Origin of the sequence: Heyndrickxia oleronia (assembly GCF_017809215.1) — a bacterium.
GTDB lineage: Bacteria > Bacillota > Bacilli > Bacillales > Bacillaceae_C > Heyndrickxia > Heyndrickxia oleronia.
Window position 1 is genome coordinate 3,250,214 of sequence record NZ_CP065424.1, and the last position, 25,486, is coordinate 3,275,699.

Annotated in this window: 24 protein-coding genes; 2 read left to right on the plus strand and 22 right to left on the minus strand. The window is 34.4% G+C overall.

Translation table 11 applies throughout. The features are described 5' to 3' along the window. Positions 1-25: 25 nt before the first annotated feature. The 15 genes from murD to I5818_RS16325 form a co-directional block, all read right to left on the minus strand. The gene (gene murD / locus I5818_RS16255; RefSeq protein ID WP_078109736.1) at positions 26-1,381 is read right to left on the minus strand and encodes a UDP-N-acetylmuramoyl-L-alanine--D-glutamate ligase; all 1,356 of its coding nucleotides are present in this window, start codon (positions 1,379-1,381) and stop codon (positions 26-28) included. Beyond that, positions 1,382-2,356 carry a phospho-N-acetylmuramoyl-pentapeptide-transferase gene (mraY, locus tag I5818_RS16260; protein ID WP_058002557.1) on the minus strand — a complete coding sequence of 325 codons (975 nt, stop codon included), beginning with the start codon at positions 2,354-2,356 and terminating at the stop codon, positions 1,382-1,384. It abuts the gene before it with no gap. 1 nt (position 2,357) lies between these two features. Next, positions 2,358-2,807, minus strand: a complete 450-nt coding sequence (locus I5818_RS16265; protein WP_058002556.1) for a hypothetical protein — start codon at positions 2,805-2,807, stop codon at positions 2,358-2,360. A 2-nt stretch (positions 2,808-2,809) separates the two neighbouring features. After that, complete coding sequence (locus I5818_RS16270) at positions 2,810-4,267, minus strand: UDP-N-acetylmuramoyl-L-alanyl-D-glutamate--2,6-diaminopimelate ligase (protein ID WP_071976627.1); 1,458 nt, start codon at positions 4,265-4,267, stop codon at positions 2,810-2,812. Positions 4,268-4,486: 219 nt separating this feature from the next. Further along, on the minus strand, positions 4,487-6,406 hold the full coding sequence (locus tag I5818_RS16275; RefSeq protein WP_071976626.1) for a stage V sporulation protein D: 1,920 nt from the start codon (positions 6,404-6,406) through the stop codon (positions 4,487-4,489). Positions 6,407-6,580: 174 nt separating this feature from the next. Next, the gene (locus I5818_RS16280) at positions 6,581-8,782 is read right to left on the minus strand and encodes a penicillin-binding protein (protein WP_058002553.1); all 2,202 of its coding nucleotides are present in this window, start codon (positions 8,780-8,782) and stop codon (positions 6,581-6,583) included. Continuing rightward, on the minus strand, positions 8,779-9,141 hold the full coding sequence (gene ftsL / locus I5818_RS16285; protein WP_058002552.1) for a cell division protein FtsL: 363 nt from the start codon (positions 9,139-9,141) through the stop codon (positions 8,779-8,781). Before ftsL ends, I5818_RS16280 begins: the two co-directional genes overlap by 4 nt. A gap of 31 nt (positions 9,142-9,172) precedes the next feature. Further along, positions 9,173-10,105: a 16S rRNA (cytosine(1402)-N(4))-methyltransferase RsmH gene (gene rsmH, locus I5818_RS16290; protein WP_078110216.1), complete on the minus strand. Its 933-nt coding sequence runs from the start codon at positions 10,103-10,105 to the stop codon at positions 9,173-9,175. A 40-nt stretch (positions 10,106-10,145) separates the two neighbouring features. Further along, entirely contained in the window at positions 10,146-10,577 is a 432-nt protein-coding gene (mraZ, locus tag I5818_RS16295; protein WP_058002550.1) for a division/cell wall cluster transcriptional repressor MraZ, read from the minus strand. Positions 10,578-10,840: 263 nt separating this feature from the next. Next, positions 10,841-12,460 carry a bacillithiol biosynthesis cysteine-adding enzyme BshC gene (bshC, locus tag I5818_RS16300; RefSeq protein ID WP_058002549.1) on the minus strand — a complete coding sequence of 540 codons (1,620 nt, stop codon included), beginning with the start codon at positions 12,458-12,460 and terminating at the stop codon, positions 10,841-10,843. Between the two features lie 137 nt (positions 12,461-12,597). After that, positions 12,598-12,990, minus strand: coding sequence for a DUF3397 domain-containing protein (locus I5818_RS16305; RefSeq protein ID WP_058002548.1), 393 nt, complete (start codon positions 12,988-12,990; stop codon positions 12,598-12,600). Beyond that, a complete protein-coding gene (locus I5818_RS16310; RefSeq protein WP_078110215.1) occupies positions 12,991-13,884 on the minus strand; it encodes a 2-dehydropantoate 2-reductase in 894 nt (297 codons plus the stop codon). A 385-nt stretch (positions 13,885-14,269) separates the two neighbouring features. Next, positions 14,270-15,808, minus strand: coding sequence for an acyl-CoA carboxylase subunit beta (locus tag I5818_RS16315; protein WP_078110214.1), 1,539 nt, complete (start codon positions 15,806-15,808; stop codon positions 14,270-14,272). A 22-nt stretch (positions 15,809-15,830) separates the two neighbouring features. Continuing rightward, positions 15,831-16,043, minus strand: a complete 213-nt coding sequence (locus I5818_RS16320) for an acetyl-CoA carboxylase biotin carboxyl carrier protein subunit (RefSeq protein ID WP_058002545.1) — start codon at positions 16,041-16,043, stop codon at positions 15,831-15,833. 26 nt (positions 16,044-16,069) lie between these two features. Further along, positions 16,070-17,404, minus strand: coding sequence for an acetyl-CoA carboxylase biotin carboxylase subunit (locus I5818_RS16325; protein WP_078110213.1), 1,335 nt, complete (start codon positions 17,402-17,404; stop codon positions 16,070-16,072). A 405-nt stretch (positions 17,405-17,809) separates the two neighbouring features. Here I5818_RS16325 and I5818_RS16330 point away from each other — a divergent pair, with 405 nt between their 5' ends. Next, positions 17,810-18,289 carry an N-acetyltransferase gene (locus I5818_RS16330; RefSeq protein WP_058002742.1) on the plus strand — a complete coding sequence of 160 codons (480 nt, stop codon included), beginning with the start codon at positions 17,810-17,812 and terminating at the stop codon, positions 18,287-18,289. A 13-nt stretch (positions 18,290-18,302) separates the two neighbouring features. Here the strand turns inward: I5818_RS16330 and I5818_RS16335 are convergent, their stop codons facing one another. The 5 genes from I5818_RS16335 to I5818_RS16355 all read right to left on the minus strand — a co-directional run bounded on the left by I5818_RS16335 (position 18,303) and on the right by I5818_RS16355 (position 21,767). Next, positions 18,303-18,857 (minus strand): RsfA family transcriptional regulator, encoded by a 555-nt coding sequence (locus tag I5818_RS16335; RefSeq protein ID WP_071976623.1) that lies wholly within the window; start codon positions 18,855-18,857, stop codon positions 18,303-18,305. A gap of 156 nt (positions 18,858-19,013) precedes the next feature. Further along, the gene (locus tag I5818_RS16340) at positions 19,014-19,781 is read right to left on the minus strand and encodes an enoyl-CoA hydratase/isomerase family protein (RefSeq protein WP_078111079.1); all 768 of its coding nucleotides are present in this window, start codon (positions 19,779-19,781) and stop codon (positions 19,014-19,016) included. 155 nt (positions 19,782-19,936) lie between these two features. Further along, the gene (rpmF, locus tag I5818_RS16345; RefSeq protein WP_058002541.1) at positions 19,937-20,110 is read right to left on the minus strand and encodes a 50S ribosomal protein L32; all 174 of its coding nucleotides are present in this window, start codon (positions 20,108-20,110) and stop codon (positions 19,937-19,939) included. A 65-nt stretch (positions 20,111-20,175) separates the two neighbouring features. Then, complete coding sequence (locus tag I5818_RS16350; RefSeq protein ID WP_310795803.1) at positions 20,176-20,727, minus strand: YceD family protein; 552 nt, start codon at positions 20,725-20,727, stop codon at positions 20,176-20,178. A gap of 494 nt (positions 20,728-21,221) precedes the next feature. Continuing rightward, positions 21,222-21,767 carry a DUF1697 domain-containing protein gene (locus I5818_RS16355; protein WP_078111080.1) on the minus strand — a complete coding sequence of 182 codons (546 nt, stop codon included), beginning with the start codon at positions 21,765-21,767 and terminating at the stop codon, positions 21,222-21,224. Between the two features lie 398 nt (positions 21,768-22,165). On the opposite strand from I5818_RS16355, the gene I5818_RS16360 reads away from it, so the two are divergent. Further along, a complete protein-coding gene (locus I5818_RS16360; protein WP_078111081.1) occupies positions 22,166-23,380 on the plus strand; it encodes a nucleotidyltransferase in 1,215 nt (404 codons plus the stop codon). Positions 23,381-23,594: 214 nt separating this feature from the next. Here I5818_RS16360 and I5818_RS16365 read toward each other — a convergent pair whose 3' ends face one another. Together I5818_RS16365 and I5818_RS16370 are read right to left on the minus strand one after the other, a co-directional pair. Beyond that, positions 23,595-24,635: a SepM family pheromone-processing serine protease gene (locus tag I5818_RS16365; RefSeq protein WP_058002537.1), complete on the minus strand. Its 1,041-nt coding sequence runs from the start codon at positions 24,633-24,635 to the stop codon at positions 23,595-23,597. Then, positions 24,625-25,422, minus strand: coding sequence for a patatin-like phospholipase family protein (locus I5818_RS16370; RefSeq protein ID WP_058002536.1), 798 nt, complete (start codon positions 25,420-25,422; stop codon positions 24,625-24,627). The genes I5818_RS16365 and I5818_RS16370 overlap by 11 nt, the downstream gene beginning before the upstream one ends. Positions 25,423-25,486: the final 64 nt, after the last annotated feature.

The following is a 25,486-nucleotide window of genomic DNA, read 5'->3' on the forward strand; positions in this document are numbered from 1 at the left end:
GCCAATACGTTCTTCTTTTTTGCTCTTATTTTAACTTATGCACGGCATCGATAAAAATATCACCGCGAACTTCAAAAGTTTTATATTGATCCCAACTTGCACAAGCAGGTGACAGTAAGATAACATCCCCAGGCTTTGACAATTCAAAAGCAATAGGTACTGCCTTTTCAACATTATCGACACGATGCACCATTTCTATTCCAGCTATTTCTGCAACCTTTTCTAGCTTTTCAGCTGTTTGACCAAATGTTATCATCGCTTTCACATTTTTAAGAGATGGAATTAACTCATCGAATTCATTGCCTCGATCAAGACCACCAGCTAACAAAATAATAGGTTCAGAAAATGCGTTTAACGCACTTTGCGCAGCTAAAATATTCGTCGCCTTTGAATCATTATAAAATTTCCTACCAGCAATTTCCTCAACAAATTGTGTACGGTGCTTAACCCCTTTAAAAGTAGTTAATACTTTTCGAATGGCTTTATTTTGCACTCCCATTAGCTTGGTTGCAGCAATAGCAGCCATAATATTCTCCAAATTATGTTCTCCTGGGAGAACAATATCACTTCTAAGAATGATTTCTTCTCCTAGAAAAGTAATCATACCATTTGCAATCGAACACCCTTCTGCTAATGGTTTTTTCGCTGAAAATGGAATGATTTTCGCTTTCGTAAATGAAATGAGATCTAATAATTCCTCCTGATCAGCATTAACAATTAAATAGTCGTCTTCTAATTGATTTCTAGTAATATTTGCTTTTGCCTGTGCATATTCTTTCTTTGTTCCATGATAATCTAAATGCGCTTCATAGATGTTCGTTATTATTGCAATATGTGGACGGAAAGACCGAATCCCCATTAATTGAAATGACGAGAGCTCTACCACCATTTGATTATCTTTTGTCGCAGTTTCAGCAACTTCCGATGCGACGGTCCCAATATTTCCAGCAATTAATGGATTGGTTCCTTCATTTGCTTGTAGTATTTCAAAGATCAAGGTTGTAGTCGTTGTTTTACCATTTGTACCTGTAATTCCGATTAATTCAGCTTCAGAAATCTGATAGGCTAGTTCAACCTCGGTGATAACAGGTATTCCACGTTCAATCGCTCCTGCTACTAATGGATTAGTGTATGGTATACCAGGATTTTTGACAATTAATTCGAAACCCTCATCTAATAATTCAATCGGATGACAGCCACAAATTACTTTAATCCCTTGTTCTAATAACCCCTGTGCCTCAGGATTTTCATTTAATGGCTTATAGTCATTTACCGTAACAAAGGCTCCTAATTTATGTAAAAGCGAGGCAGCACTAACCCCGCTCTTCGCTAATCCCAATACAAGTATTTTTTTATGTTGATAGTTATTAATTGTTTTCACTTACAACCACACCTCGATATAAATTGCTAAAATTGCGCATAATAATCCTACTGTCCAAAAAGTGACAACTACTCTCCATTCAGACCATCCAACTAATTCATAATGATGGTGCAATGGACTCATCCGAAAGATTCTTTTCCCTGTTGTTTTAAAAGAAATGACCTGTAAAATAACAGATAATGTTTCAATAACAAATACTCCACCAATTATGATAAGTATTATCTCTAGCTTTGTTAAAATAGCAATAGTAGCTATAGCACCTCCAAGTGCTAATGATCCCGTATCACCCATAAACACTTTTGCTGGGTGAGCATTAAATACAAGAAAACCAAGGACTGCCCCCACAACAGCAACTGAAAAAACGGCCACATCATAATTTGACTGATTCCAGGCTAATACAGCTAGTGCACCAAAAGCAATTGCTGAAGTTCCTGACACAAGTCCATCCAGTCCATCTGTTAAATTAACCGCATTTGAAAATCCGACTAACCAAAAGATTATAAACACTAAATAAAACCAACCTAAATCAAATGAGTAACCAGTACCTGGAATGGTAATCTCAGTTGAAAATTGGGATTGGCGAAAGACAACATAAAATATGACGGAAATAATAATTTGCCCGAGCAGCTTTTGCTTTGAAGTTAACCCTAAGTTACGTTTTAGGACAACTTTAATAAAATCATCTAAAAAGCCTAGCAACCCAAAGCCTAAAGTTACCAATAGGAGAAGATAGGTTTTTACCGATGGCTCAGAAAATTTATATGTCATGACTAATGTCGTAATAACGATTGATAAGATAATTACGATTCCACCCATAGTCGGTGTACCCGTTTTCTTTTGATGTGACTTTGGCCCCTCCTCACGAATACTTTGCCCAAATTTTAATCTTCTTAAAAAGGGGATAAATATTGGGGATAGAAGTGCTGTAATTAAAAACCCCATTAAAATGGTAAAGAAAATCACTTGCTCCATCATTTTATCCCCTCCTTTTACTTTCTATATAGTTTTCCAATAAGCTTGCAAATTCATCCTTTTCTTCTTCTACTGCAATATCATATGTAAATGCTTGAGCATTAAGAAGTTCAGGAGAATAAAAGATAAATTTAGTCATTGTTTCACACTCTTCTTGTTTTAATTTTCTAGTATATTCTTCACATAGTTGATGAAAGGCACTGACGAGATCATCCACAAAAATAACTGGAAAATGGTTAGGCGTATAATTAGGCAATGACTCATTATTAAGCCAAACTGCTGCAATTGCCCCATTTTCTATTGCTTTATCTAAATTTTTATCATGAATTGGGATGAATAAACCTTTCGCCTGTAACTCATCAGAAAATATTGACACAGTATCAAACTTCATATCTGGTTGTTGGATTCCACGCGTATGTGTAGATAGATGATATACGTCATTAAACGATAACATTCTTATCTCTCCTTTACTGCTTCTAAAGCTACTACACGATCATCAAAATCCAATATTTGACCACCAATTTCTTGATATGTTTCATGTCCCTTTCCTGCAATAAGAACCACATCACCTTTTTTTGCGTTCTTAACTCCGTAGTAAATCGCTTCTTTTCGATCAGGAATTGTTATATATCTTTGCCCTTGAACTCCAGATTCCATATCACGAAGAATATCTAAAGGATCTTCACTTCTAGGGTTATCAGATGTGAAAATCGGATCTGTTCCGTACTGACAAGCAATTTGAGCCATTATTGGGCGTTTTGTTTTATCTCTATCTCCTCCACAGCCAACGACAACAAATACCCGTTTTTCTGCAAAATGCTGAATCGTCTTTAATACATTTTCTAAACTATCAGGAGTATGGGAGTAGTCAACAATGATTGGGAATTCTTGACCCCCATTGACTAATTCAAATCTTCCAGCTACGCCTTTAACATTCTCAATCGTATGGATGATCTGATCTAATGAGATATTGGAAATATAGCCTGTCGCAATTGCAGCCAACACATTATATACACTAAATTTTCCAATCAGCTGTAAATTCACCTTATGCTTTCCTTCAGGTGAATGTAAAGTAAATGTAGTACCAGATGCACTCATATGAATATTTGTAGCAAAAAAGTCGGCTTCATTATCAATTCCATAAGTGATAATATGTGCAGCAGTTTCTTTTTGAAATTTTTCTGATGCTTTATCATCAATATTAAGTACGGCGTATTTTGGCTTTTTATGGTCATAGGTATTTCCAAGCTGAGAAAATAGTAAACTTTTCGCCCTTCTGTATTCCTCCATTGTATGGTGATAATCCAGATGGTCCTGAGTTAAATTTGTAAAAACTGCAATATCATAATCACAACCAAATACTCTTCCTTGATCCAGTGCATGTGAAGAAACCTCCATTATAGCAGTTTTCACATCCGCATCAACCATTTTCTTAAATGTTTTTTGGAGGATTGTGCTATCGGGGGTTGTTCTTTTAGCTTCATGTACTTCATCACCAATTTTTATGTACATCGTCCCAATTAATCCTGTATTTACCTGGCTATCACGAAAAATTTGATCAATTAAATGACTCGTTGTTGTTTTTCCGTTTGTTCCTGTAATCCCAATTAATTGGAGCTTTCTCGTTGGTTGATTGTAAAATGCATCAGCCAAGATCGCCATGGCTCTTTTTGTATCTTTTACTACAATGACAGGTATCGAAACATTTACAGGTTGTTCAGCAATAATAGCTGCAGCACCTTGTAATTCAGCGTCTTGAGCAAATTTATGACCATCTACCGTTAAGCCTTTAATACATATAAACAATGCACCTTTCGTTACTTTGCGATTATCTTGAACAATATCGGTAATCGTTGGATTTTCGTTTGGAAGTTTTACGAGGGGTAAAACATTTAATAGTGTATGTAAGTTCATTTCTACAGTCCTTCCTCTGTTTCAATTACAGAAATACTAACTTTATCATATCTTTAATGAAAAATAGTACCTACCCATTTTACTAAAAAAATGCGGTGGATGCTATTAGATTATAATATATTGATTGATATTGGAGGGATTTTCTAAGTAAAAACATTTTCATAAAAGAAGCGGCAACCATTTGCCGCTTCTTCATTGCAATAAAGCTTACAATAACTTCTAATTCATATAAACTCGGATGGTAGAACCTTCCTCCACTTTAACACCAGGCAAAGGATCCTGCTTAATAACCGTTTCTCCTTTACCACTTACTTCTAATTTCAAATTTACGAGTTGTTCCATTAATTTATTCTTCGTCAATCCTTTTAAATCTGGAACTTCAATCGTAGGTGTATCTAAGTAAGGGGTAATTTCTTTTTCCATTTGATTTTTTCTCGGTTTAACTCCCATCGCACGAAGACTATCACCTATAATAGTACCCGCAATTGGTGCTGCTACTTGTCCTCCAAAAAGGACTGTATTTTTTGGATTATCTACGGCAAAATAAACGACAATTTGTGGATCGTCTGCTGGTGCAAACCCAATAAATGAGAGTACATAGTTATTTTCCATGTATCCTCCACCCGGTTTCGGCTTCTGGGCTGTACCTGTTTTTCCGCCAACTCGGTATCCTTCGACAAATGCCTTTTTTCCGGTACCATTTGCTACTACACTTTCTAACGCTCTTCTAACCTCTTTAGATGTTTCCTCGGAAATAACTCTCCGTTTCGCAACTGGTTCTTTTTCCATAACAGCTTTTCCTGTTTTGGGGTCTACTAACTCCTTTGCAACAAAAGGCTCATATAAAGTTCCGCCATTTACTGCTGCTGCGACAGCTGCAACTTGTTGGATTGGAGTAACCGACACCCCTTGACCAAAGGCAGTTGTCGCTTGTTCCACCGGTCCAACTCTATCCATATTAAATAAGATTCCTTTTGATTCACCTGCCAAGTCGATTCCAGTTTTTTCGCCAAAGCCAAAATTTCGAACGTATTTAAATAAATCTTCCTTTCCAAGGCGTTGTCCTAGTTCTACAAATCCAGGGTTGCATGAATTTTCTACTACTTCTAAAAAAGTTTCCTTCCCATGTCCCGATCGTTTCCAACATTTTAACACCGCATTCGCTACTTTTATCTTACCTGTATCTACATACGTATCCTTATCAAGATCTACTTTCCCTTCTTCCAGTGCAGCTGCTAATGTAATTACTTTAAAAGTTGAGCCTGGTTCATAGGTGCTCCATATAGGTAGATTACGGTTATACACTTCTTGCGATACATCTTGGAATTTCGCAGGATCAAAGGTTGGACGACTTGACATTCCTAATATTTCTCCTGTTTTAGGATCCATAGCAATCGCGATTAAGCCATCTGGATTATATTTCGTTTCAGCAATATCAAGTTCTCTTTCGATAATTGTTTGTACCTTTGTATCAATCGTTAATTTTAAATCTAGTCCATCATGAGGTTGTTTAAAATCATCGGACATATCTGGCATTCTTCTTCCTTTTGCATCAGAATAAAATTGAACCGAACCCTTGTCCCCTTTTAATTCCTCATCATAATATAGCTCAAGACCCATTAGTCCTTGATTATCTATTCCCGTAAATCCTAGAACATGTGATAAATAACTATCGAAAGGATAATACCTCTTCGAATCTTCACCAATATATACTCCCTTTAACTTTAAGTCTCGTACAGCTTTTGCTTTTTCATTTGAAATTTTTCTACCTTCTTTAATACGTTGTATATTTACAATAGTTGAAACTTGTTTATAAATACTTTCTTTTGATGCGTCTAATACAGCTGCTAGTTTCTCTGCCGTTTCAGCTGGGTTTTCAACCTGTCTTGGAACGACGAAAACAGTTGGTGCACTTTTATTGGTAGCAATCGCTACCCCATTGCGGTCGACAATTTTTCCTCTTTCAGGCTCAAAAGGGATTTCACGACTCCATAATTCCTTTGCACCACTTGTTAACCAGTTTCCAAGAGCTAATTGCACATATCCTAATCGTATATCAATGACCCCGAAAATTATTATGCCAACTAAGAGTGTGATGACTAATCGTTTTCTTACTGTTACATTAGAAACACGCTTCACCTAAATGTTCCTCCTCTACAAACCCATTCTGGATATTTTAGGGACTAACCTCATTATTAGAAGCTTATGCTTGTACAGTTTCCAATAGAACAGAGGCATAATAAAAACAAAAGAGGGCTGAGCCCACCATACAAGTGGGATCAGCCCATTAAACAGCAAATCCTTATGAATCTTTTAATCGAGAGGAGTGTCTTCGTCTTTCTTTTTTTCTACTTTACTTTTTTGCTTGATTGTTTGTTCAGTAGATTGGAAATTAACAACTAAATGATCACCTTTTTTAACCGGTGAAGTAGGTTGAATATTTTGCTTAGTGACATAGCCGGAACCTACCATATTAAGCTTTAACTCTAGTAATTCAGCTACTTTCATTACATCACTTTTCGACCAATTGATCATGTTTGGTACCGTTGGATCTCCATCAGTTTTTAGAATAATTTTTTCCCCTTTTAGTACAGCTGTTTGCGGTCGAGGTAATTGATCAACCACTTTGGTTCCTGTTCCAAGTGTCACAACTTCATATCCTAAATTCCCTAAAGATCCTTTCGCTTCCTCTACTGTTTGCCCTGCTAGATCTGGAATTTTTGTTTGCTTGACCTTTGCCATTTTTTCCGGTTTGATATTCAAATATTGCAAACTATTCTTCATGACAGGATTAAAGATCATTGCTACTGGTTCCGACCCTGTTTCTGTTTCTGATAAGTGCGGCTTCTTCACAGCAACATACACAATCAATTCAGGATCATTCTGTGGGGCCATTCCAAGGAAAGAAAAAATATAATTATCCTTCCCTGTCATATATCCTCCCCCACTAGAATTTGGTATTTGGGCAGTACCCGTTTTCCCTGTAACAGAGTAACCTTCAATATTATAAATTCTTCCAGTACCTTTTTCACTTGTAACGACAGTACGCAGTATATCCCGAACCTCTTTAGCTGTATCTGAGCTAATTGGAGTACCCACCACTTCTGGTTTTGTTTCTTCTACTTTATCATTATTTGGATCCACAATTTTGTCTATCACATAAGGCTTCATCATTTTTCCATCATTGGCAACAGCCGTTGCCGCTTGTATCATTTGAATAGGTGTTACTGTAGTTCCTTGACCAAAGGTAGTCGTGTACTTCTCAATTGGCCAATTATATAATATATTTCCGCTTGACTCATTTGGTAAACCAATATTCGTTTTTTGACCAAAATGAAAACGATCTAAATACTTCCTAAAGGTATCTTGACCAATTAAATCAAGTAAATTAGCGAATGCTACATTGGATGAACGCTGAACACCTTCTAAATAAGTAATTGGTCCCCAGCCTCTTCCCCAGTTATGATCTTTAATTGGATTTGGAACATTTTTAACAAAATATTGTCCTGATTGATACCATGCATTTGGGTTAAATACACCCTCTTGTACTGCGGTTGCTAATGTGAAAATTTTCATTGTTGATCCTGGTTCAATTGATGATTCAACAGCTAAATTTTGCCACTGCTTTTCAATTCCATCTCTTGTCATCGAATTAAAGGTTGGTCTTTGTGACATTCCAAGTATTTTCCCAGTTTTGGGATCTGCTACAATAGCAACAATATTTTCTGGATTGTATTTTTCAACCGCCTTATTCATCGCATCCTCTAAAAAAATCTGGATTTTTTTATCAAGAGTTAAATAAATATCCTTACCATCTTTCGGCTTGGTCACCTTCTTTTTAGAACCAGGCAGTAAATAACGCCAATAATCACTTTCAAATTGAATTTTTCCATTTACCCCTTGTAGATCCTGATCATAAACCTTTTCTATCCCCATTTTTCCAGTTGTATTGACCGACTCCCCATCCTTCTGTGCATAGCCAATTAAATGAGAAGCGAATACACCATTCGGATAAAAACGTTTAGATTCACGGATGAACTGGATACCGGGCAATTTAAGCTTATCTATTTCATTTTTTGTTTTCAGCGGTACATCACTGCCCGCCTTACCAAATTCAACTTGTTTTGCACCTTTTTTAGTCAATATTTTATATATTTCGGCTTCTGACATATCAATATACTTTGATAATTCTGTAGCCGTTTTTTGAGGATCGGTTACATGATTTGGTTTCTTCGGATCAATCGTCATTTTCTTATCAAGAATCGCAACCAATCGATATGATGTAGTATCCTCTGCAATAACCTCTCCATGGCTATCAAAAATATTTCCTCTTTTTGCTTCAATAATATCTTTCCGTAAATGTTGTTTAGCTGCTTCTGTAGTTAATTTAGTGCCATTAACCTCTCCAGTGACCTGAATAGTTAGAAAACGGATGATTAAGATAAAAAAAAGCAGACCGAATATCAGAAATAAAACGGCCGCTCCTATGTTCATGCTAACTTTGCTTCTCTTCATTTCTCTTCAACAACCTTAACATTATTTTCATTTAATTTTAATCCTAATTCTTTCGCTTTCTTCCAGATTCGTTCATATGTACTCATATCACTGACCTGCATTTTCAAATCATCATTTACCTTTTTTTTACTTTGAATGGAGGTTTCTAGTCCATGAATGTCCTTATTAATAAAATAAATCGATGCTTGAGTCGAAATAATTTTGATGGACATAAAACATACAAAAGCAATAAATAATCCTGCAATCAGTTTTTCTCCAGGTGTAATTTTCCTTCTCTTATGTACAGGTTTTATCTGCGTTTCAGTTTTTGGTTTCGGTTGTACATATGTTTGTTGTTGTTTTCTTGCTAAGTTACTCAAAGAACTCCCTCCATTCAAACACTATTTTTAGTTAATTTTTCTCTGCAATTCTGAGTTTTGCTGATCTTGCACGATTATTTTCGACTAATTCCTCTTCTGAAGGTATAATTGGTTTTCTAGTAATGATTTTCAACTTCGGTTTAAACTCATCAGGAACGATAGGCAATCCAGGTGGTAATTCTGGACCTGTACTCGCTTCTTTGAAAATGGTTTTGCAAATACGATCCTCTAATGAATGGAATGTGATAACACTAATTCGACCTTGTGGATGCAATAACTCAATCGCATCTTTAAGTGATTCCTCGAATACTCCTAATTCATCATTAACAGCAATCCGAATTGCTTGAAACACACGTTTCGCCGGATGGCCACCCTTTCTTCTTGCTGGGGCTGGAATTCCCTCTTTAATTAAATCAACTAATTGACTAGTTGTTTTAATTGGTTCCTTTTCTCTAGCTGCTTCGATTTTTCTAGCAATTTGTTTTGAAAATTTTTCTTCACCATATTTATAAAAAATTCGAACTAAATCCTCATATGGCCATGAATTGATAACTTCATATGCAGAAATATCTCCTTCTAGATCCATGCGCATATCTAACGGTGCATCATGATGATAACTAAATCCTCTCTCAGGAGTATCTAGTTGTGGAGATGAAACACCTAGATCATAAAGAATTCCATCTACTTTTTCTACACCAAGTCGATTTAATTCGTCCTTTATGTAGCGAAAATTACTTTTTATAAAAACAACTTGATTTTCGTATTTTTTAAGTTTTTCTTTTGCATGTGCAATGGCTGTTTCATCTTGATCAAAAGCATATAATCTTCCTTCGGATGATAATTGTGAAACCAAGTATTCACTATGTCCAGCACCACCAAGTGTACAGTCAACATAAATACCATCAGGTTTAATATTCAGTCCATCGACTGTTTCTCTTAATAAAACGGTTGTATGTTCAAACATGTTGCAATCACCTTTCTAACGAATAGTAAATAGAGTAAAGTTAAATATCAAAGCCAATCATATTTTCCGCTATTTCCGTAAATGATTCTTCCGACTCTTCAAAGTAGTCTCCCCATAAATCTTTACTCCAAATCTCAATTCGATTAGAAACTCCCAAAACAATGCATTCTTTTTGTAACTGTGCATAACTAACGAGTGGGGAAGGAATATTAATTCTTCCTTGTTTGTCAATTTCACTTTCGGAGGCACCTGAAAAGAAAAAACGGGTAAATGCTCTTGCATCTTTTTTTGTTAAGGGGAGGGCTTTTAACTTTTCTTCTACTTGCTTCCACTCGTCCATTGGGTATCCAAATAAACATTTATCTAAGCCCCTAGTGATAACAAATGTCTCACCAAGAAGTTCACGAAACTTTGCAGGGATAATTAAACGTCCCTTTGCATCAATGTTATGTTGGTATTCCCCCATGAACATAGTACAAGCCCCCACTTTCTATAAATAATGTACCACATTCCCCCACCTTTCACCACCTCTTTTTAACTATTTCCTACACTAGCAAAAAATCCCTTCTTTTTTTTAGAATTTTTTAACTTCATTTTTAGACACATCTATGCAGTAATTGCAAAAAAACAGTAATATTAATGAATTTTTCGTCAGAATAAACAGGTCTTTTTACCCATATTTTTTAACAACAATGGCGAAAAAAGAAAAAAAATAAACTAGCTATAAAAGCTAGTTTATATTCGTATCAATTTATGTGTTCCATCAAATACATAATTTAATTTCATTATTTGACTTAGAAATTCTTCACCATATTTATTCATAAAGTAATAAATATTCCACAGTCGCTCTTGTGGGGCCCCATTCGGCCTTAATAATCTTTCCATACGATTTAATCTTTCAAGTGAGTTATCATTTTTTTGCATGGTCAGTAGGTTTGCTTTTCTTTGCAAAAATTCAAGCTGCTTTAAATGAAATTGCAAATTCTTTTCAACAATAGGCAATAAACTTTTATCTGCAGAATCCTTCAAATATTGGTATTGTTTTTCTAGAAAAACACTTGTCTCATCGATAATTGTTTCAGTCGTTTGGTCTTTAATTGAATTCCAATATTGCTGACGTTCTATTTCTAATCCATTACGTATAATCTTTTCAGCAGATAAATTCAAATGTTTGATATCGGATTCTATTGAACGCTCCAAAAAAGTAATATTAAGTCTTGGAATAATTGGGGGCATAAGTATGTTTAGACTTTCAAATGCAAGTTTTAATTCTCCCCAGTAGGCAATTTCACCTGGTCCAGCAATAAATGCTAAAGTGGGAAAAAGGCTTTCTTGCATTATGGGTCTCGTCACCACATTATTACTAAATGCTTCAGGTTTTTCTTCTAATAAAGTGAGTAAATCATCCTTTGTAAAGAAGCAATCACCACTTTTTCCCACAAATCCATTTTTAGCCTTGTTAAATTCTAATAGTTGTCTTTCATGACCATCATAATAAAATAGATTTAATGCATTTTCACTAATGTCAATTGTATTAGGAAAATCAAACCCATTAATTATATTTTGTTGTTTAAGAACTTGTTCAGTAATCTTCTCGTAGTTTTCAATCATGTTTCGAAAGAATGGCTTTTCTAATTCACGAAGTTGTTTATCTGCTGAATCAATTACTAATAAGCCATATTTTTTAAACATATCAACGACTAGATAGGTAAAAAAATCAACAATTGTTCTAGAATGATTAATGGCTTCGTCAATCGATTTCATTATTTTCTTTGTTTCTAGCGTTTCACCAAAATGCTCAAAAACCTTGTTTACCCATTTCTGCATATGCTCTTTGTCAAATTCAAGATCTGATACCATTCTTTTGTCAATTGGTCCTTCTGCATAACTGATTTTTTTAATGGATCTTTCACTTTCAGCATATACATGATTCACTTCCAAATAATCGTGATCTTCACCAGCTATCCAGAAAACAGGAATAACAGGACACTTTAATTTCTCTTCTTGTTCTCGAGCTAGAATAATAATAGAAATGATCTTATGAATGGTATATAAAGGACCTGTTAATAATCCAGCCTGCTGCCCACCGATTACAACCAAAGAATCATCCTGTTGCAACTTATTCAAGGATTGCTGGATTTCATTAGATTTAGGAAAACGATCCATATATTGTTCAATACATTTAACAAGTTCTTGCCTTGCAAAATTTCGATTATGTAAATCTTCCATCCTTTTTTTAAAGACAGTCTTTTCCTTTATATCATAATGAAAAAAATGATTCACTGGTTCCTCTTGTTCTAGATAAAGTGAAGCAAAACGATTTGTTGCTGGAATCGAAATATTTTCCAGTTCCATAGAGTCAATTCTCCCTTTCTTTACGCAATACTAGTATGGAGCTTATGTCGGCCCCACCATTAACGATAAACGCATACATTCTTAAAGAGTATAACATCACCAGATTAGAAAATAAAAAAACTTGCCTTCAAATTTTTTTAGCTCATAACAGAATCTAATATTCTTGAGGTCATTCCATAAACAAACAAAATTATATATATTGTGGTAAAAAATAAAAAATTCAATCTCCAAAACCCTTTAAAAACTCGCGAATACTCTATTTCATCTCGAACAGATCGGTAAAATACGACAAATACTAATCCAATCATCAAGATAATTAACATAATTAACCACAGTAAAGATTGGCCCCATATCCCTTTAATTAAAAAGTGTACGGAGATGATTAAAATTAGAGTAGTAATATCAATTGCTATAGACACTGCCCTACGATGATTTCTTGTTAATTGTTTTACTAGGATAAATGAAAGGAAATAGCCAAGAAAAGGGAGCATAATAAAAATTGAAATAAATGAAGACAAAAAAGCACCCATTCAATGATCCCTTCCTTTCTCTAATCCCTTTACCATATAATATAAGGTATTTGTTATCGGCAGTGGTATTCCTTTTTCTTGCGCAAGATTTAATATGTATCCAATAATGGCATCTATTTCGGTTGTCCTATGAGCTTTAATGTCCTTAAGCATGGAAGACTCATTATCTGCTGTATTTTTACAAACAGAAATAATGTCCATTAATAACTGATCCTGATTCATATGAGGAAATAAAAGGATGATTTCTTGATATAGTTCTCGAAAAAGCTTATGATAGTTTTCATTTTTGATTAATTCTCCATTTTTCACCTGTAGGATCGCCGTCAAAGGATTGATCATTGCGTTGACTAAAAGCTTTTTCAAAAGAACATCTTCATGGCTTTCATACATTCGAAAAGGGAAATTTAGAATCTCTTCTTTAACAAGAAATTGAACCGAATTTATCGGACCTTTATAAGAAGCAATATTGGTTATTCCTACACCATTATGGATAACCATCGTTTCATTTAATTTTAGCGCTCCATGTTCAATTGACCCAACAAAAATGGATTGATGTTTCAATTTATTAATCAATGTCAAATGCATCATTCCATTTTGCAAAAATAAAAGGGGAATCTTTGTTTCAATCTGTTGAATTGTTGGGAGAAGATCTTCTAATTGATATTGTTTCACTGCAATAATCATTAAATCTTGGCTGTTCATTTCCTCGCGTTTAACTGTTGCAGAAACGTTCTGGTTAATGTTATTTTGCCTCAATTGGACAGTAATTCCTTTATTATTAATCAATTTTGCCTGTTCTTCTCTACGAGGAAAAATAGTGACTTTAAAGCGTTGACTAAGGTAGGCAGCAAATAATAATCCAATTGAGCCTGCACCTACTATTCCGATTTTCATAGAATCCCTCGTTTATCAATGTAATATGTAAGACTATTGTATCAAATTGTTGTAAAAGTGGGAAAAAATAAAGGATTGTCTATATAAAAAAAGGTTGTTTTCCTATCATTTGTTACTTTTATAACAGCCCAACTGCCGTCATTTACACCAAAAAAAGGATTCAGCATTCTTATGGAGTTTCCACCTCTTTTCTCAAGGAAATGAAAGACGTAGCTGCTTTCAACTGATAGAAATTAGCTGAAACTTTCCTTAAATAGCAACAATGTTTGAAAAAAGAGTCTAAAAAAAAAGAGGCAGGCCTCACAAATAATTATCTGCTAAATAGAATGATATTCTAGATAATTATTTTGTGCGCAGGCTGCCCCTTATAAAAAACAACTCATTTTTATACTGGATATACAGGATGTTTTCTTGTACTAAATGTTAATTCTTTTGACTCATAATAGTTAAAGCGCTGGATAAGAACATTCCTCAATTCATTCGGTTGTACGACATCATCAACAATAAGCTCAGATGCTAATTTATAGATATCTATAGTTTGTTGATATTCTTTTTGCATTTCTTGTACATAGGATAGTCTCTCTTTTGGATCTTCAATTGCTTGAATTTTATTAGAATAAACCGCATTAACAGCAGCTTCTGGTCCCATTACAGCTATTTGTGCGGTCGGTAGAGCTATACAGCAATCCGGCTCAAATGCAGGGCCTGCCATCGCATATAAACCTGCACCGTATGCCTTTCGCACTATAACAGAAATTTTAGGGACAGTCGCAGAACTCATAGCGGCAATCAATTTAGCTCCATGTCTAATAATACCCGCTCTTTCAACCTTAGTTCCAATCATAAAACCTGGAACATCTGCCAAAAATAGCAATGGTATATGGAATGCATCACATAACTGGATAAACTTTGCCGCCTTATCGGCGGAATCAACAAATAAAACTCCACCTTTTATTTTTGGTTGATTGGCAATGATCCCGACAACTTTTCCGTCCATTCGAGCAAGACCTGTAATAATCTCCGGTGCAAATAGTTTCTTTATTTCAAAAAAACTATTCTCATCAATCAATGCTTCGATACATTCATACATATCAAAAGGTGCATTTTGATGCTTAGGCACAATCTCTTCAACTGTTCGCCCAAACTTTGGTTCTATTCCCTCAACTACTTTTGATTTCTCTTTAAAGTTTGCAGGAAAATAAGTTAAATATTTTTTCGCTGCCTCTATTCCTTCCTGTTCATTAGTAACTAGCATGTCTCCACAACCACTTACTGAACAGTGCATACGAGCACCGCCCATTTCCTCTAAGGATACTTTTTCTCCAATTACCTTCTCTGCCATCCTCGGAGATCCAAGGTACATCGATGCATTTTTATCTACCATAATCACAATGTCACAAAAAGCAGGAATATAGGCACCACCTGCTGCTGAAGGTCCAAATAATAAGCATACTTGTGGAATAACTCCTGAAAGTTTAACTTGATTATAGAAGATTCTACCTGCACCACGTCGATTTGGAAACATTTCTAATTGATCAGTGATTCGCGCACCCGCTGAATCTACTAAGTATAGTAGTGGGACTTGTATTTTTTCAGCAGTTTCTTGTATACGGATGATTTTTTCTACTGTACGTGCTCCCCAAGACCCTGCTTTAACCGTTGAATCATTTGCCATTACACAAACTGTTTGACCACCTATCTTACCAATTGCGGTTACAACTCCGTCTGCAGGTAAATTTTCCGCACTATAATTGGCAAAAATTCCATCCTCTTCATATTCCCCATTATCAAAAAGAAGTTTAAGTCGTTCTCTTACGAATAATTTATTTTGAATGGCTAATTTTTCATGATATTTCTCGGGACCGCCCCTTTTTATACGGTCTTTTTTCAGTGAAATTGTTTCCTCAGTATTAGAAACAGACATCTCTTCTCCCCCTTATCCTGAATTATTGAATAGTAACTAATACGTCACCTTCGTTAACAAAATCCCCGATGTTTACTTTTATTGCGGATACTATTCCCGCATCGATAGATTCGATTGGAATTTCCATTTTCATTGATTCAAGCATAATCACTACTTGACCGTTTTCTACTTTATCCCCACTATTAACCAATATATTTAGAACAGTTCCCGCCATTGAAGCAGTTATTTCCTTCATCCTCATTTCCTCCCTAATTCCTAATTTTAAGCTCTCATTTTATTAATTAATTCCGTAGTATATTGACCACTTTGAAAATTATGATCGTCTAATACTTGAATTAAATATGGAATGTTCGTCTTGATTCCTTCTATGGATGTTTTCAATAAAAATTCTTTAGCCTTAAGAATACAAGAATCACGGTCAGCAGCAAATATTATACATTTGGCTAGCATTGGATCATAAAATGGTGTAACCTGTAAACCTTCACTATATCCTGCATCAATTCTTACTCCTTCCACTTCTCCCCATGACAATTGTGTAATGAGACCGGGTGAAGGGTAAAAAGTTTTAGGATCTTCTGCATAGATACGTAATTCAATTGCATGTCCTCTCATGTCAATTTCTGCTTGAGATAATGGAAGCTTCTCTCCTTGAGCAATGAGTATTTGCCATTTTACAAGATCAATATTTGTTAACATTTCCGTTACTGGATGCTCCACCTGTAATCGAGTGTTCATTTCTAAAAAGTAAAAGTTTTCATCGTTATCAACGATAAATTCTACTGTTCCTGCATTTTCATATTTTACAGCCCTAGCAGCTTTTAATGCAGCTGCATACATTTCCTTTTGTGTGCTTTTCGATAAATTCGGTGATGGGGCCTCTTCAATTACCTTTTGATTTCTGCGTTGTACAGAACAATTTCTTTCATATAAATGAATGATGTCACCATATTGATCTCCAACTATTTGTACTTCAATATGTCTTGCACAATCTATGCATTTTTCAATAAATACATCTTCTGATCCAAAATATGCTTTTGATCGATTTTTGGTAGATTCGTAGTGTTGATTGAGCGCTTGCTCATCTTCGCAGCGAACCATACCAATCCCACCTCCACCGCCACTTGCTTTTAACATAATGGGATAGCCAATATCTTTTGCTAACTTCTGCGCTTCCTGTAGTGTTTTCACCCCATTTACACTACCAGGTACTATAGGAACACCAGCTTCTTTCATTAATTTGCGCGCATTGATTTTATCCCCCATTTTTTCAATTGTTTCAGAAGAAGGTCCAATAAATTTAATCCCACTTTTTTGAACCTTAGAGGAGAATTGACTATTTTCAGATAGTAAACCGTAGCCTGGATGGATTCCATCTACTTTTTCCTGTAATGCTATTTTTATTATTTCATCCATATTTAAATATGATTTATTTACCGGTGCTTCACCAATTCGGTAGGAATAATCAGCTGCTTTAACAAACGGCATAGAAGAATCTGCATCTGAGAAGACGGCAACAGTTTCGATGCCCATTTGTTTACATGTCTTAATAATGCGTAAAGCAATTTCGCCACGATTGGCAATTAAAATTTTCTTCATGTTCATCCCCCTTTCCAAAAAGATTATGCATAAGATTTATTACTGTTTCATAGTAAAAATTGCATTTATTTATTTTGGTTCAATAATATCAGGTCAAAGGAAAGAAAAACTCCTTCCTCTAACCATCAAATATAAAAAAGAAAAATTTCTCTCCCCATCAGTTATATTTCTACAAAATTTTTATATTTCCTGCAAAAAATGAAAACGTTTTCTATGCAATTTGAAAAATATATTGATTTTAGCTGCAAATTTTTTAAGCTAAACAAAGGTGCAGAATTATTTGCAATTTTGTTATATAATTATATTAATTAGTTTGTTTTATAAGAATCAATTCTTAATTATTTTATTTGATCATTTTGCAATGTGTTTTAATCATTTGATATTTATGCAAAAGGAGGAATTATCATGGCTATGAAAGTTGAGAGATTAAAAGTAAATTACAAGACACTTGAAGAATTTAAAATGTTTAAGGAATACGGTGTTCAAGAGTTGTCCATGCTTGAGGATTTACAGGAAAATATTATTGAAGATAATTGTGACTCTCCTTTTTATGGAATATATTATGGAGACAAATTAGTAGCACGTATGAGCCTTTATGAACGAAGTGCCAAATATGATCTTTATTTTGATCCTCCACAGAATTATTTGGAGTTATGGAAATTAGAAGTACTTCCAAACTATCAATTTAAGGGCTATGGAAAAGCACTTGTTGAATTCGCCAAAGAATTCAATGTTCCAATAAAGACAAATTCAAGAATGAAATCCAAAGAGTTTTGGGAAAAAATGGGCTTCCAAACAGTCACATATGATATGGATAGGGACCTAGGACAAAACCCATTAGTTTGGTACCCTTCCGGTGTCAAAGAGAAAAAAACAAACAGCTAAGCTGTTTGTTTTTTTATTCGCTATGTTGCAATGATAATTTCCGTGCCCTATCTAAAATGGCTATCATAGAAGAGTATTCTTTTTGAAGAGCTTCATAATCATTTTTTTGTTTTTCATATCTTTGTTGAAGTTCTTGATAGGAGTATTGTAATTGTTTTATTTGATCTTGTAGGATTAGATTTTCTTTTTCAGTATTATCATTAATCCCTACTTCATTTTGAAGTTGCTGTAAAAATGAAATAACTTCCTGAATATGTTGATTTATTTTTCCATTCTCTTCTTTTTTCTGATCCACATGTAAAGTTTCATTCAATGGTGGTTCAGATAGTTTATTTTTACCCTTCTGCTCTTTTCTTTGTTTTTTTGCTAGTTCAATTCCAGATTTATATTGTTTTCGTACATACGAGTTCCAACGAAAGCCACATGCAGCAGCCGTTCTATTCATTTGTTTCCCAACTTCTTCGAAGGCTTGAAGTTGTGTTCCGCCATCACGAATATGTCTTAAAACTACCTCTGCAAGTAATAGGTCTTCATCATGTGTCCATGCATCTTGTCGAGTTGATGACATTTCTATCCCTCCTAAAGCATTTTATTATTCATACATATGCGCTTAGTAGAAAAGATAGACTAAGATTGCATGAGAATTATAGAGTGGACTTTTATTTTATTTTATCATGATCGATCCTTAAACTTACTTACCTAGGTAGTATTTAGCAGCTATTAATTACTCCTTCTTTCTAGTACGGAATTTTTCGACGGCTTGATGATGTTCCTCTTTTTCCCATAATATCGAACAATTTCTAATTTCTTTTTCCATTCTAGATTGTAGTGCTGAATGTTCCCATTTAGACACGAGTGCCACTTTATAACACATTAATACATGTAAATGATTCTTTAATATATGAGATAAATAATCTTCTGCAGTATGAATATCAATTTTTTCAAAAACCTCTTGAACAAATCCTAGTTCTTTAAGCTGGTCTGTTGAATAAGTATTCGCTTCCAATAAAATTTTCATTGCTTCTTGTGGCGGTAATTTCTCATACAGTATCGAGGCACCACCCCAACCCGTAGTAATTCCCAATCTCCCTTGAATGAATCCCATTTTGCATTCTTTCTTAGCAATACGAAAGTCACATGCTGTAGCGATTTCACACCCTCCACCAACTGCAGAGCCATTAATCAAAGCTAATGTTGGTTTAATAAAAGTAGCTAATCGGTATAGAAGATTTCCCATTTTCGATAACATGGAAAACGCTTCTTCCGATGTTTTTAATTGGTGAAATTCATCTAAATCTCCCCCAGAGCAAAACGCTTGTTTTCCTGTACCCGTAATGACAAGAGTTTTTACTTGTTGATCTTTCTCTGCCCAATCTAATGCTTCTTCTAGCCCTTTTATTACATTGAAATTGACCGCATTCCTCTTTTCTGGTCGATTGATCCTCCATTCTAAAATTCCTGATGGATGTGAAGTAATAATGAAATCATCCATTTCCCCTACCCCCTTATCTATTAATTACAAATTTAATACGGAATAAAAAAAAACGTGAAGAGCCATGGTCTCTTCACGTTTTTCTGCCAATGAAATAGAAAACTCAGGACTATACCTTCATTTATTTCATTAGTCTAAAGGTATTAAGGTTACCCTTAGTTATTTACTACATCTTTGCCTTTATATGTTCCACACGCTTTACATACACGGTGTGCAAGTTTCATTTCGCCACAATTAGGGCATTCAACCATGCCAGGAACTTGTAGTTTGAAATGTGTACGGCGTTTTCTTTTCGCTGTTTTAGATGTTCTTCTAAAAGGTACTGCCATTCTTCCCACCTCCTTATAGAGATCACTGTTGTTATAAGATCCAATTATGCTGGTTCTTCAAATTATTAAGATTGTTCATCAAAGAATTTTGCTAATCCAGCAAGGCGTGGATCAATCTTCTTTTCTTTGTTTTCCTCGTCTTGTTTAACTTGATCTTCCGTTACAACTTCCCACTCAGTACCAGAAGGAAGATGCTGGTCATCTTTAGCTTGTTCACTAAATACCTGAATCGGAATTTCAAGTAGGATTAATTCTATAATGACAGGATCTAAATCTACTACATCACCCTGAGTATGGTGTATCTCCACATCATCCTCTTCATCATAAGAAGTAGAGGATTGGTAATGAAATATTTCAGTAGAATGAACGTCAATTGGATAATCCACATCCACAAGGGTTCTCGAGCAAGGCAATATTAATTTCCCTGTTATATGTAAATGAAATGTTACTTTCTCTGAAGTAATATTTGCATTCCCGATAACGTGAATAGGCGAAACATCTCGAATTTGAGGATCCCTATTTTTTAAGGCCTCAGTTAAATCGATTGTTTCATTAATATCCATGCTCTTACCACGATACTTTTGTAATTGAATTGTTGACCACTTCAATGAATTCACCCCAAGACAACAAAGGTAATTATAGCTTTCATTATACCTTTTGTCAATATTTTATCTTTACGCTATTTTGTGCATCATTTAAAACTTGCCCTATTCATAGTATTGTATATTCTTTTCGCTAAAATTCAACTATCTCGTATGCAAATCCTATCAAAAACATCATTGAGTTAATTGCATTGCATTAAAGAGTAAATAAAATATCATCATGGCAACACTGATCAAACAGCTATAGCCGTTGTCTAACACATAAGTAATAATACAATACATTTCTAAGGAACGGTGAACTCCTGCCAATCAAGTAGACAGTGGAAATAGTAATAGTGCTTAGTGTAGCTATAATCCTGTATATCAATAGGCTTATTCCGTGTAATTTATCTTGTTTTACTCTACTACAACTTAATCTACTCTCAGCTTTAATTTTACCCTCACTCCGAATGAACCGGTCTCCTTATCACCAGGCAATAAAATTCTATTGTACAATCTTCATCTACAGTCTAACTGTTTTGTGCTTGCATGAGTTCATATATCTTACGAGCTGTGTTGACATTTCTTATAGTAACTTGTTTATATAACTTGGATCCAATTATCTTTAACATTCCACTTTGGGTTACATTTTTCTTGTCAACAGACCAAAGAATCGCACCGGGAACATATTTTACCGTGTCAACTATTGGTTTGATGACCAGTTTCGTAAGTATAGATTCATCATCAATTTCATCCCATAAAAACATAACATCACTTTTCATGTCTTTGTCATTTTTCCATGTGTCAGGAATGGCGTTAATGATTGCTCTTACATCATCGATACTACGAACTACAACTTTAATTTGTAATCCGAAATCATCATGTATCGCGTCTTCCAAAATACGGGATAGTTCAGTTTGGGATTTACCTTTGGATGAAAAAATAATATTACCAGTATTGATATATGTCACTACATCTTTCATCCCGGCCTTTTCAAATGTTTGTTTAAGTACCTTCATGTCAATTTTATTTTTACCACCTACATTAATTCCCCGCAGAAGAGCGATATATACCATAAGTATCTTCCTTTCGACATTCACTTTTAATCCATAATATCTTATTAACTAGTCCTGATAAACTTAACCCTGCCAATATAGTTTAAAAAGATCATTTTTAAATAAGTTTTTTAAACATTATTTCATCTAAAGGGACAATTAGTTTAATGGTTAGTAAACTAAAGCTGCTTCATAACTTTCTAACCAGAAAAGTAATATTTTTGATATGTCTAAATTTTTTAACATCCATATACTAGTTTAATTGAATCGAATTTTATAGGCAATGATAAGACAAGAATGATTAAACCTAATTAAAACCATTTCACTCAAAATTGCTATATTTAGGCTGGCTATTCCTTTAAACCTAAACGCTTACATGATATATTTAGTCAAAACACTTTTTATTTCTGGAGGAAAAAATGAAAAGCACTGGTCTTATTGTAGAATATAATCCGTTCCACAATGGACATCTTCATCATGTTGAACAGGCACGTCAATTAACTAATGCAGATGTCATTATTGCAGTAATGAGCGGTAATTTTCTCCAGCGTGGAGAGCCTGCTATTGTTTCAAAATGGACAAGAGCTAAAATGGCATTATCTGCTGGAGTTGATTTAGTAGTTGAATTACCTTATGCCTTTGCAGTCCAGCATGCAAAAAAATTTGCATTTGGTTCAATCAATATCCTCAAGGCATTAGATTGTGACAATTTTTGTTTTGGAAGTGAATCAGGAGATATTGATGAATTTTATCAAGCATTAAATTTTATAAAAGTTAATCAAGTAACCTATGAAGAAAATGTAAAAAAATTAATGAAAACTGGAATTAGCTTTCCATCAGCTCTTACAAATAGTTTTACAATGATTAATCATCAAGGTGAGTTTGTCGATCTTACTAAGCCAAATAATATCCTTGGTTTCCATTATATCGAAGCAAATCATGAATTAATAACACCGATGAAAGCCTATACTATTAAACGAAAAAATGCCAATTACCATGATAAAGAGTTTTCATCATCCACTATCGCAAGTGCAACATCTATTCGGAAAGCTACTTTTGAAGGAAATCAATCCCTACAGAAAATTGAACAGTATATTCCTGACTCAACGCTTAAAGCTATGGAAGAATATTTATCTGAATATGGCTCGTTTCATCATTGGGAACAATATTGGCCTTTTCTCCAATATCGTCTACTAAATATAAGCAGTGAGGATTTAGAAGAAATATATGATATTGAAGAAGGACTGGAACATCGTCTACAAAAAATGGCTAAGGAATCACAAAGTTTTCAAGAATTTATGAATAAAATAAAAACAAAAAGATATACATGGACACGTCTCCAAAGAATATGTGTTCATATATTAACAAATACAAAGAAAAATGAAATGAAGAAGTTACACGATAAGATTCAATACATACGACTTTTAGGAATGACACACAAAGGTAGGGAATATTTAAATCATAAAAAAAAGGACCTTCCATTTCCGATTATCTCTAAACTGTCTTCATACCCAAATGAATTTGTTCAACTAGACGTTCGTGCAGCAAATATTTATGCTCAAGGACTAAAGGAGCCATACCGATCATCTTTATTTAAAATGGAGTATGCGCAACCACCTTATTATTTTAACTAAAGGCTATTACCGTCACGATTATTGCTTTTATAACCTAATGCCGAATTAAAAAAAAGAATAAGGGTTTTAGTGTTTACGGCTCTTTTCTCAGTGAAGTGAAGAGGAATGACGGTATTTAACTTATTTCGTATTAGTTATATGTTAATCCAAAGAAAAATGATGGTTATCTCGAACGTCACAAAAGTGAATGAGAGATAACCATTTGTCTTTCCTTTTATTTCAATGCTTTTAAATAATTTAATGCATCATCAAATGTTTTTACAGGTACAATTTTCATTTTCGTGCCAATATCTTTTGCAGCTTTTACAGCTTCTTTATAATTCGATTGAATATTTGGGTAAGCCTTTTTCATTTCTGGTGTAATTTCATCATCTGGGGCAAAAAAGATTTCGGCTCCTTCATTATCAGCAGCGACTACTTTTTTATCTATACCACCAATCCGCCCCACTGTTCCATCTGGATCGATCGTTCCTGTACCTGCAATACTATGACCTTTCGTAAGATCATTTTTGGTTAATTGATTGTAAATTTCTAAACTAAACATTAATCCGGCCGAAGGGCCACCAATACTTTCTGTTTTTAATTTTACTTTCGGATCTGAAATTATTTCACGATCATCGACAAGTCCTATTCCCATCCCGATTTTTCCCTCTGCATGATCAAATTTCGCTAATTGAATAGTTGAATTTTTTTCTTTTCCCTTCCTAACAAATGTAATCGTAATCGTATCAGCGACTTGTTTCTTTTGTACATAATCAATAAATTTCTCAGATGATTCAAAAGAATGACCGTCAATTTTAGTAATTCGATCACCAGGCTTTAATACTTTTGCAGCTGGCATATCTGGATACACATCAAGAACATAAACGCCTTTATAATTAGAATCAACAAACTTCCCTGCTCTAGAATATGCTACTTGAATAGCATTATTTTTCGAAGACTCCATTAAATATAATTGATAAACATTATACTCTTCTTCAGTTTGATCTTTATCTCGAACTTCATTTAGAGGAACAATATCTTCATATTTTTTTACTTTTGCAAGTAAATAATTATAAATATTTGCCCTTCCCATACGCACCGTAGTAAGCATTAATTTGCCTTTATCATGATAACCATTTTCGACCTGAACTACCGTGTCTAGTTCATGTGCCATGCCTGGCTTCTCTACATAAAATGGTAACTGATAAAAAGTAAGAGCTAACAAAATAATCAACACAACAAAAATTATACGAGTCCATATTTTACGTTTCATTCTCTTTATTCACCTTCCATTCCTCTATCATTTGCCTTATTTCTGGGATGAATTTTTTCGTTTCCTCTTCTCCTATCTTAATGATTTCTTCGATATTTGTAAAAGCACGTGAATCATAGTGTGAAGCATCTGGTTGAATAAAGATATCTGATGCACCCTCATGATTAGCCAAAGCCTCCATTTGAAGGATATCAATACTCTGCATAATCACATCATAAATATTTGTGATTTCAGCATCCTTTTTCACTCTGGAAACATCTACACCGATTATAATATCTGATCCCATCTCTTTAACTACAGATATGGGAACACGATCAATAACTCCACCATCAACTAATAAACGATCATTCACCTTTTCTGGAACAAATATTCCCGGAATTGATAAACTTGCACGAACTGCATCGGCAATTGGACCTTGTGCGAAAACAACTTTCTCTCCTTTGATTAAATCGGTAGCGACTACTTGAACAGGAATTTGTAAATCCTCCAAATTTTTATTATGCGTAAATGTTTTTATTAAATCCTTTACCCTATTCCCGGCAATAAACCCCATTTTTGGGATGGTAAAGTCTAAATAGTATTTACGTTTAAAAGCGGTAGAAATTTTTATTAGTTGTTCCATACTATGTCCAAAACTATAAAAAACAGCAACGAGTGCTCCCATACTGCTTCCTGCAAGATAATCAATAGTTATCTTATTTTCTTCTAAAACTTTTAGCACACCTAAATGAGCAAATCCGCGCGCCCCACCGGAACCTAATGCTAAGCCTATTTTTGGTTTCATCACCGATATCCCCCCAATTAAAGGATCATATTTTTCTATTAAATTTTCACTGTTCCTTACATATTAT

What these genes read in the sequence shown, in the direction of transcription:
- mraY (WP_058002557.1), bottom strand. Translation starts at nt 2,356, where the DNA reads ATGATGGAGCAAGTGATTTTCTTTACCATTTTAATGGGGTTTTTAATT.
- I5818_RS16265 (WP_058002556.1), bottom strand. Translation starts at nt 2,807, where the DNA reads ATGTTATCGTTTAATGACGTATATCATCTATCTACACATACGCGTGGA.
- I5818_RS16270 (WP_071976627.1), bottom strand. Translation starts at nt 4,267, where the DNA reads ATGAACTTACATACACTATTAAATGTTTTACCCCTCGTAAAACTTCCA.
- I5818_RS16280 (WP_058002553.1), bottom strand. Translation starts at nt 8,782, where the DNA reads ATGAAGAGAAGCAAAGTTAGCATGAACATAGGAGCGGCCGTTTTATTT.
- rsmH (WP_078110216.1), bottom strand. Translation starts at nt 10,105, where the DNA reads ATGTTTGAACATACAACCGTTTTATTAAGAGAAACAGTCGATGGACTG.
- mraZ (WP_058002550.1), bottom strand. Translation starts at nt 10,577, where the DNA reads ATGTTCATGGGGGAATACCAACATAACATTGATGCAAAGGGACGTTTA.
- bshC (WP_058002549.1), bottom strand. Translation starts at nt 12,460, where the DNA reads ATGGAACTGGAAAATATTTCGATTCCAGCAACAAATCGTTTTGCTTCA.
- I5818_RS16305 (WP_058002548.1), bottom strand. Translation starts at nt 12,990, where the DNA reads ATGGGTGCTTTTTTGTCTTCATTTATTTCAATTTTTATTATGCTCCCT.
- I5818_RS16310 (WP_078110215.1), bottom strand. Translation starts at nt 13,884, where the DNA reads ATGAAAATCGGAATAGTAGGTGCAGGCTCAATTGGATTATTATTTGCT.
- I5818_RS16315 (WP_078110214.1), bottom strand. Translation starts at nt 15,808, where the DNA reads ATGTCTGTTTCTAATACTGAGGAAACAATTTCACTGAAAAAAGACCGT.
- I5818_RS16320 (WP_058002545.1), bottom strand. Translation starts at nt 16,043, where the DNA reads ATGAAGGAAATAACTGCTTCAATGGCGGGAACTGTTCTAAATATATTG.
- I5818_RS16325 (WP_078110213.1), bottom strand. Translation starts at nt 17,404, where the DNA reads ATGAAGAAAATTTTAATTGCCAATCGTGGCGAAATTGCTTTACGCATT.
- I5818_RS16330 (WP_058002742.1), top strand. Translation starts at nt 17,810, where the DNA reads ATGGCTATGAAAGTTGAGAGATTAAAAGTAAATTACAAGACACTTGAA.
- I5818_RS16335 (WP_071976623.1), bottom strand. Translation starts at nt 18,857, where the DNA reads ATGTCATCAACTCGACAAGATGCATGGACACATGATGAAGACCTATTA.
- I5818_RS16340 (WP_078111079.1), bottom strand. Translation starts at nt 19,781, where the DNA reads ATGGATGATTTCATTATTACTTCACATCCATCAGGAATTTTAGAATGG.
- rpmF (WP_058002541.1), bottom strand. Translation starts at nt 20,110, where the DNA reads ATGGCAGTACCTTTTAGAAGAACATCTAAAACAGCGAAAAGAAAACGC.
- I5818_RS16355 (WP_078111080.1), bottom strand. Translation starts at nt 21,767, where the DNA reads ATGGTATATATCGCTCTTCTGCGGGGAATTAATGTAGGTGGTAAAAAT.
- I5818_RS16360 (WP_078111081.1), top strand. Translation starts at nt 22,166, where the DNA reads ATGAAAAGCACTGGTCTTATTGTAGAATATAATCCGTTCCACAATGGA.
- I5818_RS16365 (WP_058002537.1), bottom strand. Translation starts at nt 24,635, where the DNA reads ATGAAACGTAAAATATGGACTCGTATAATTTTTGTTGTGTTGATTATT.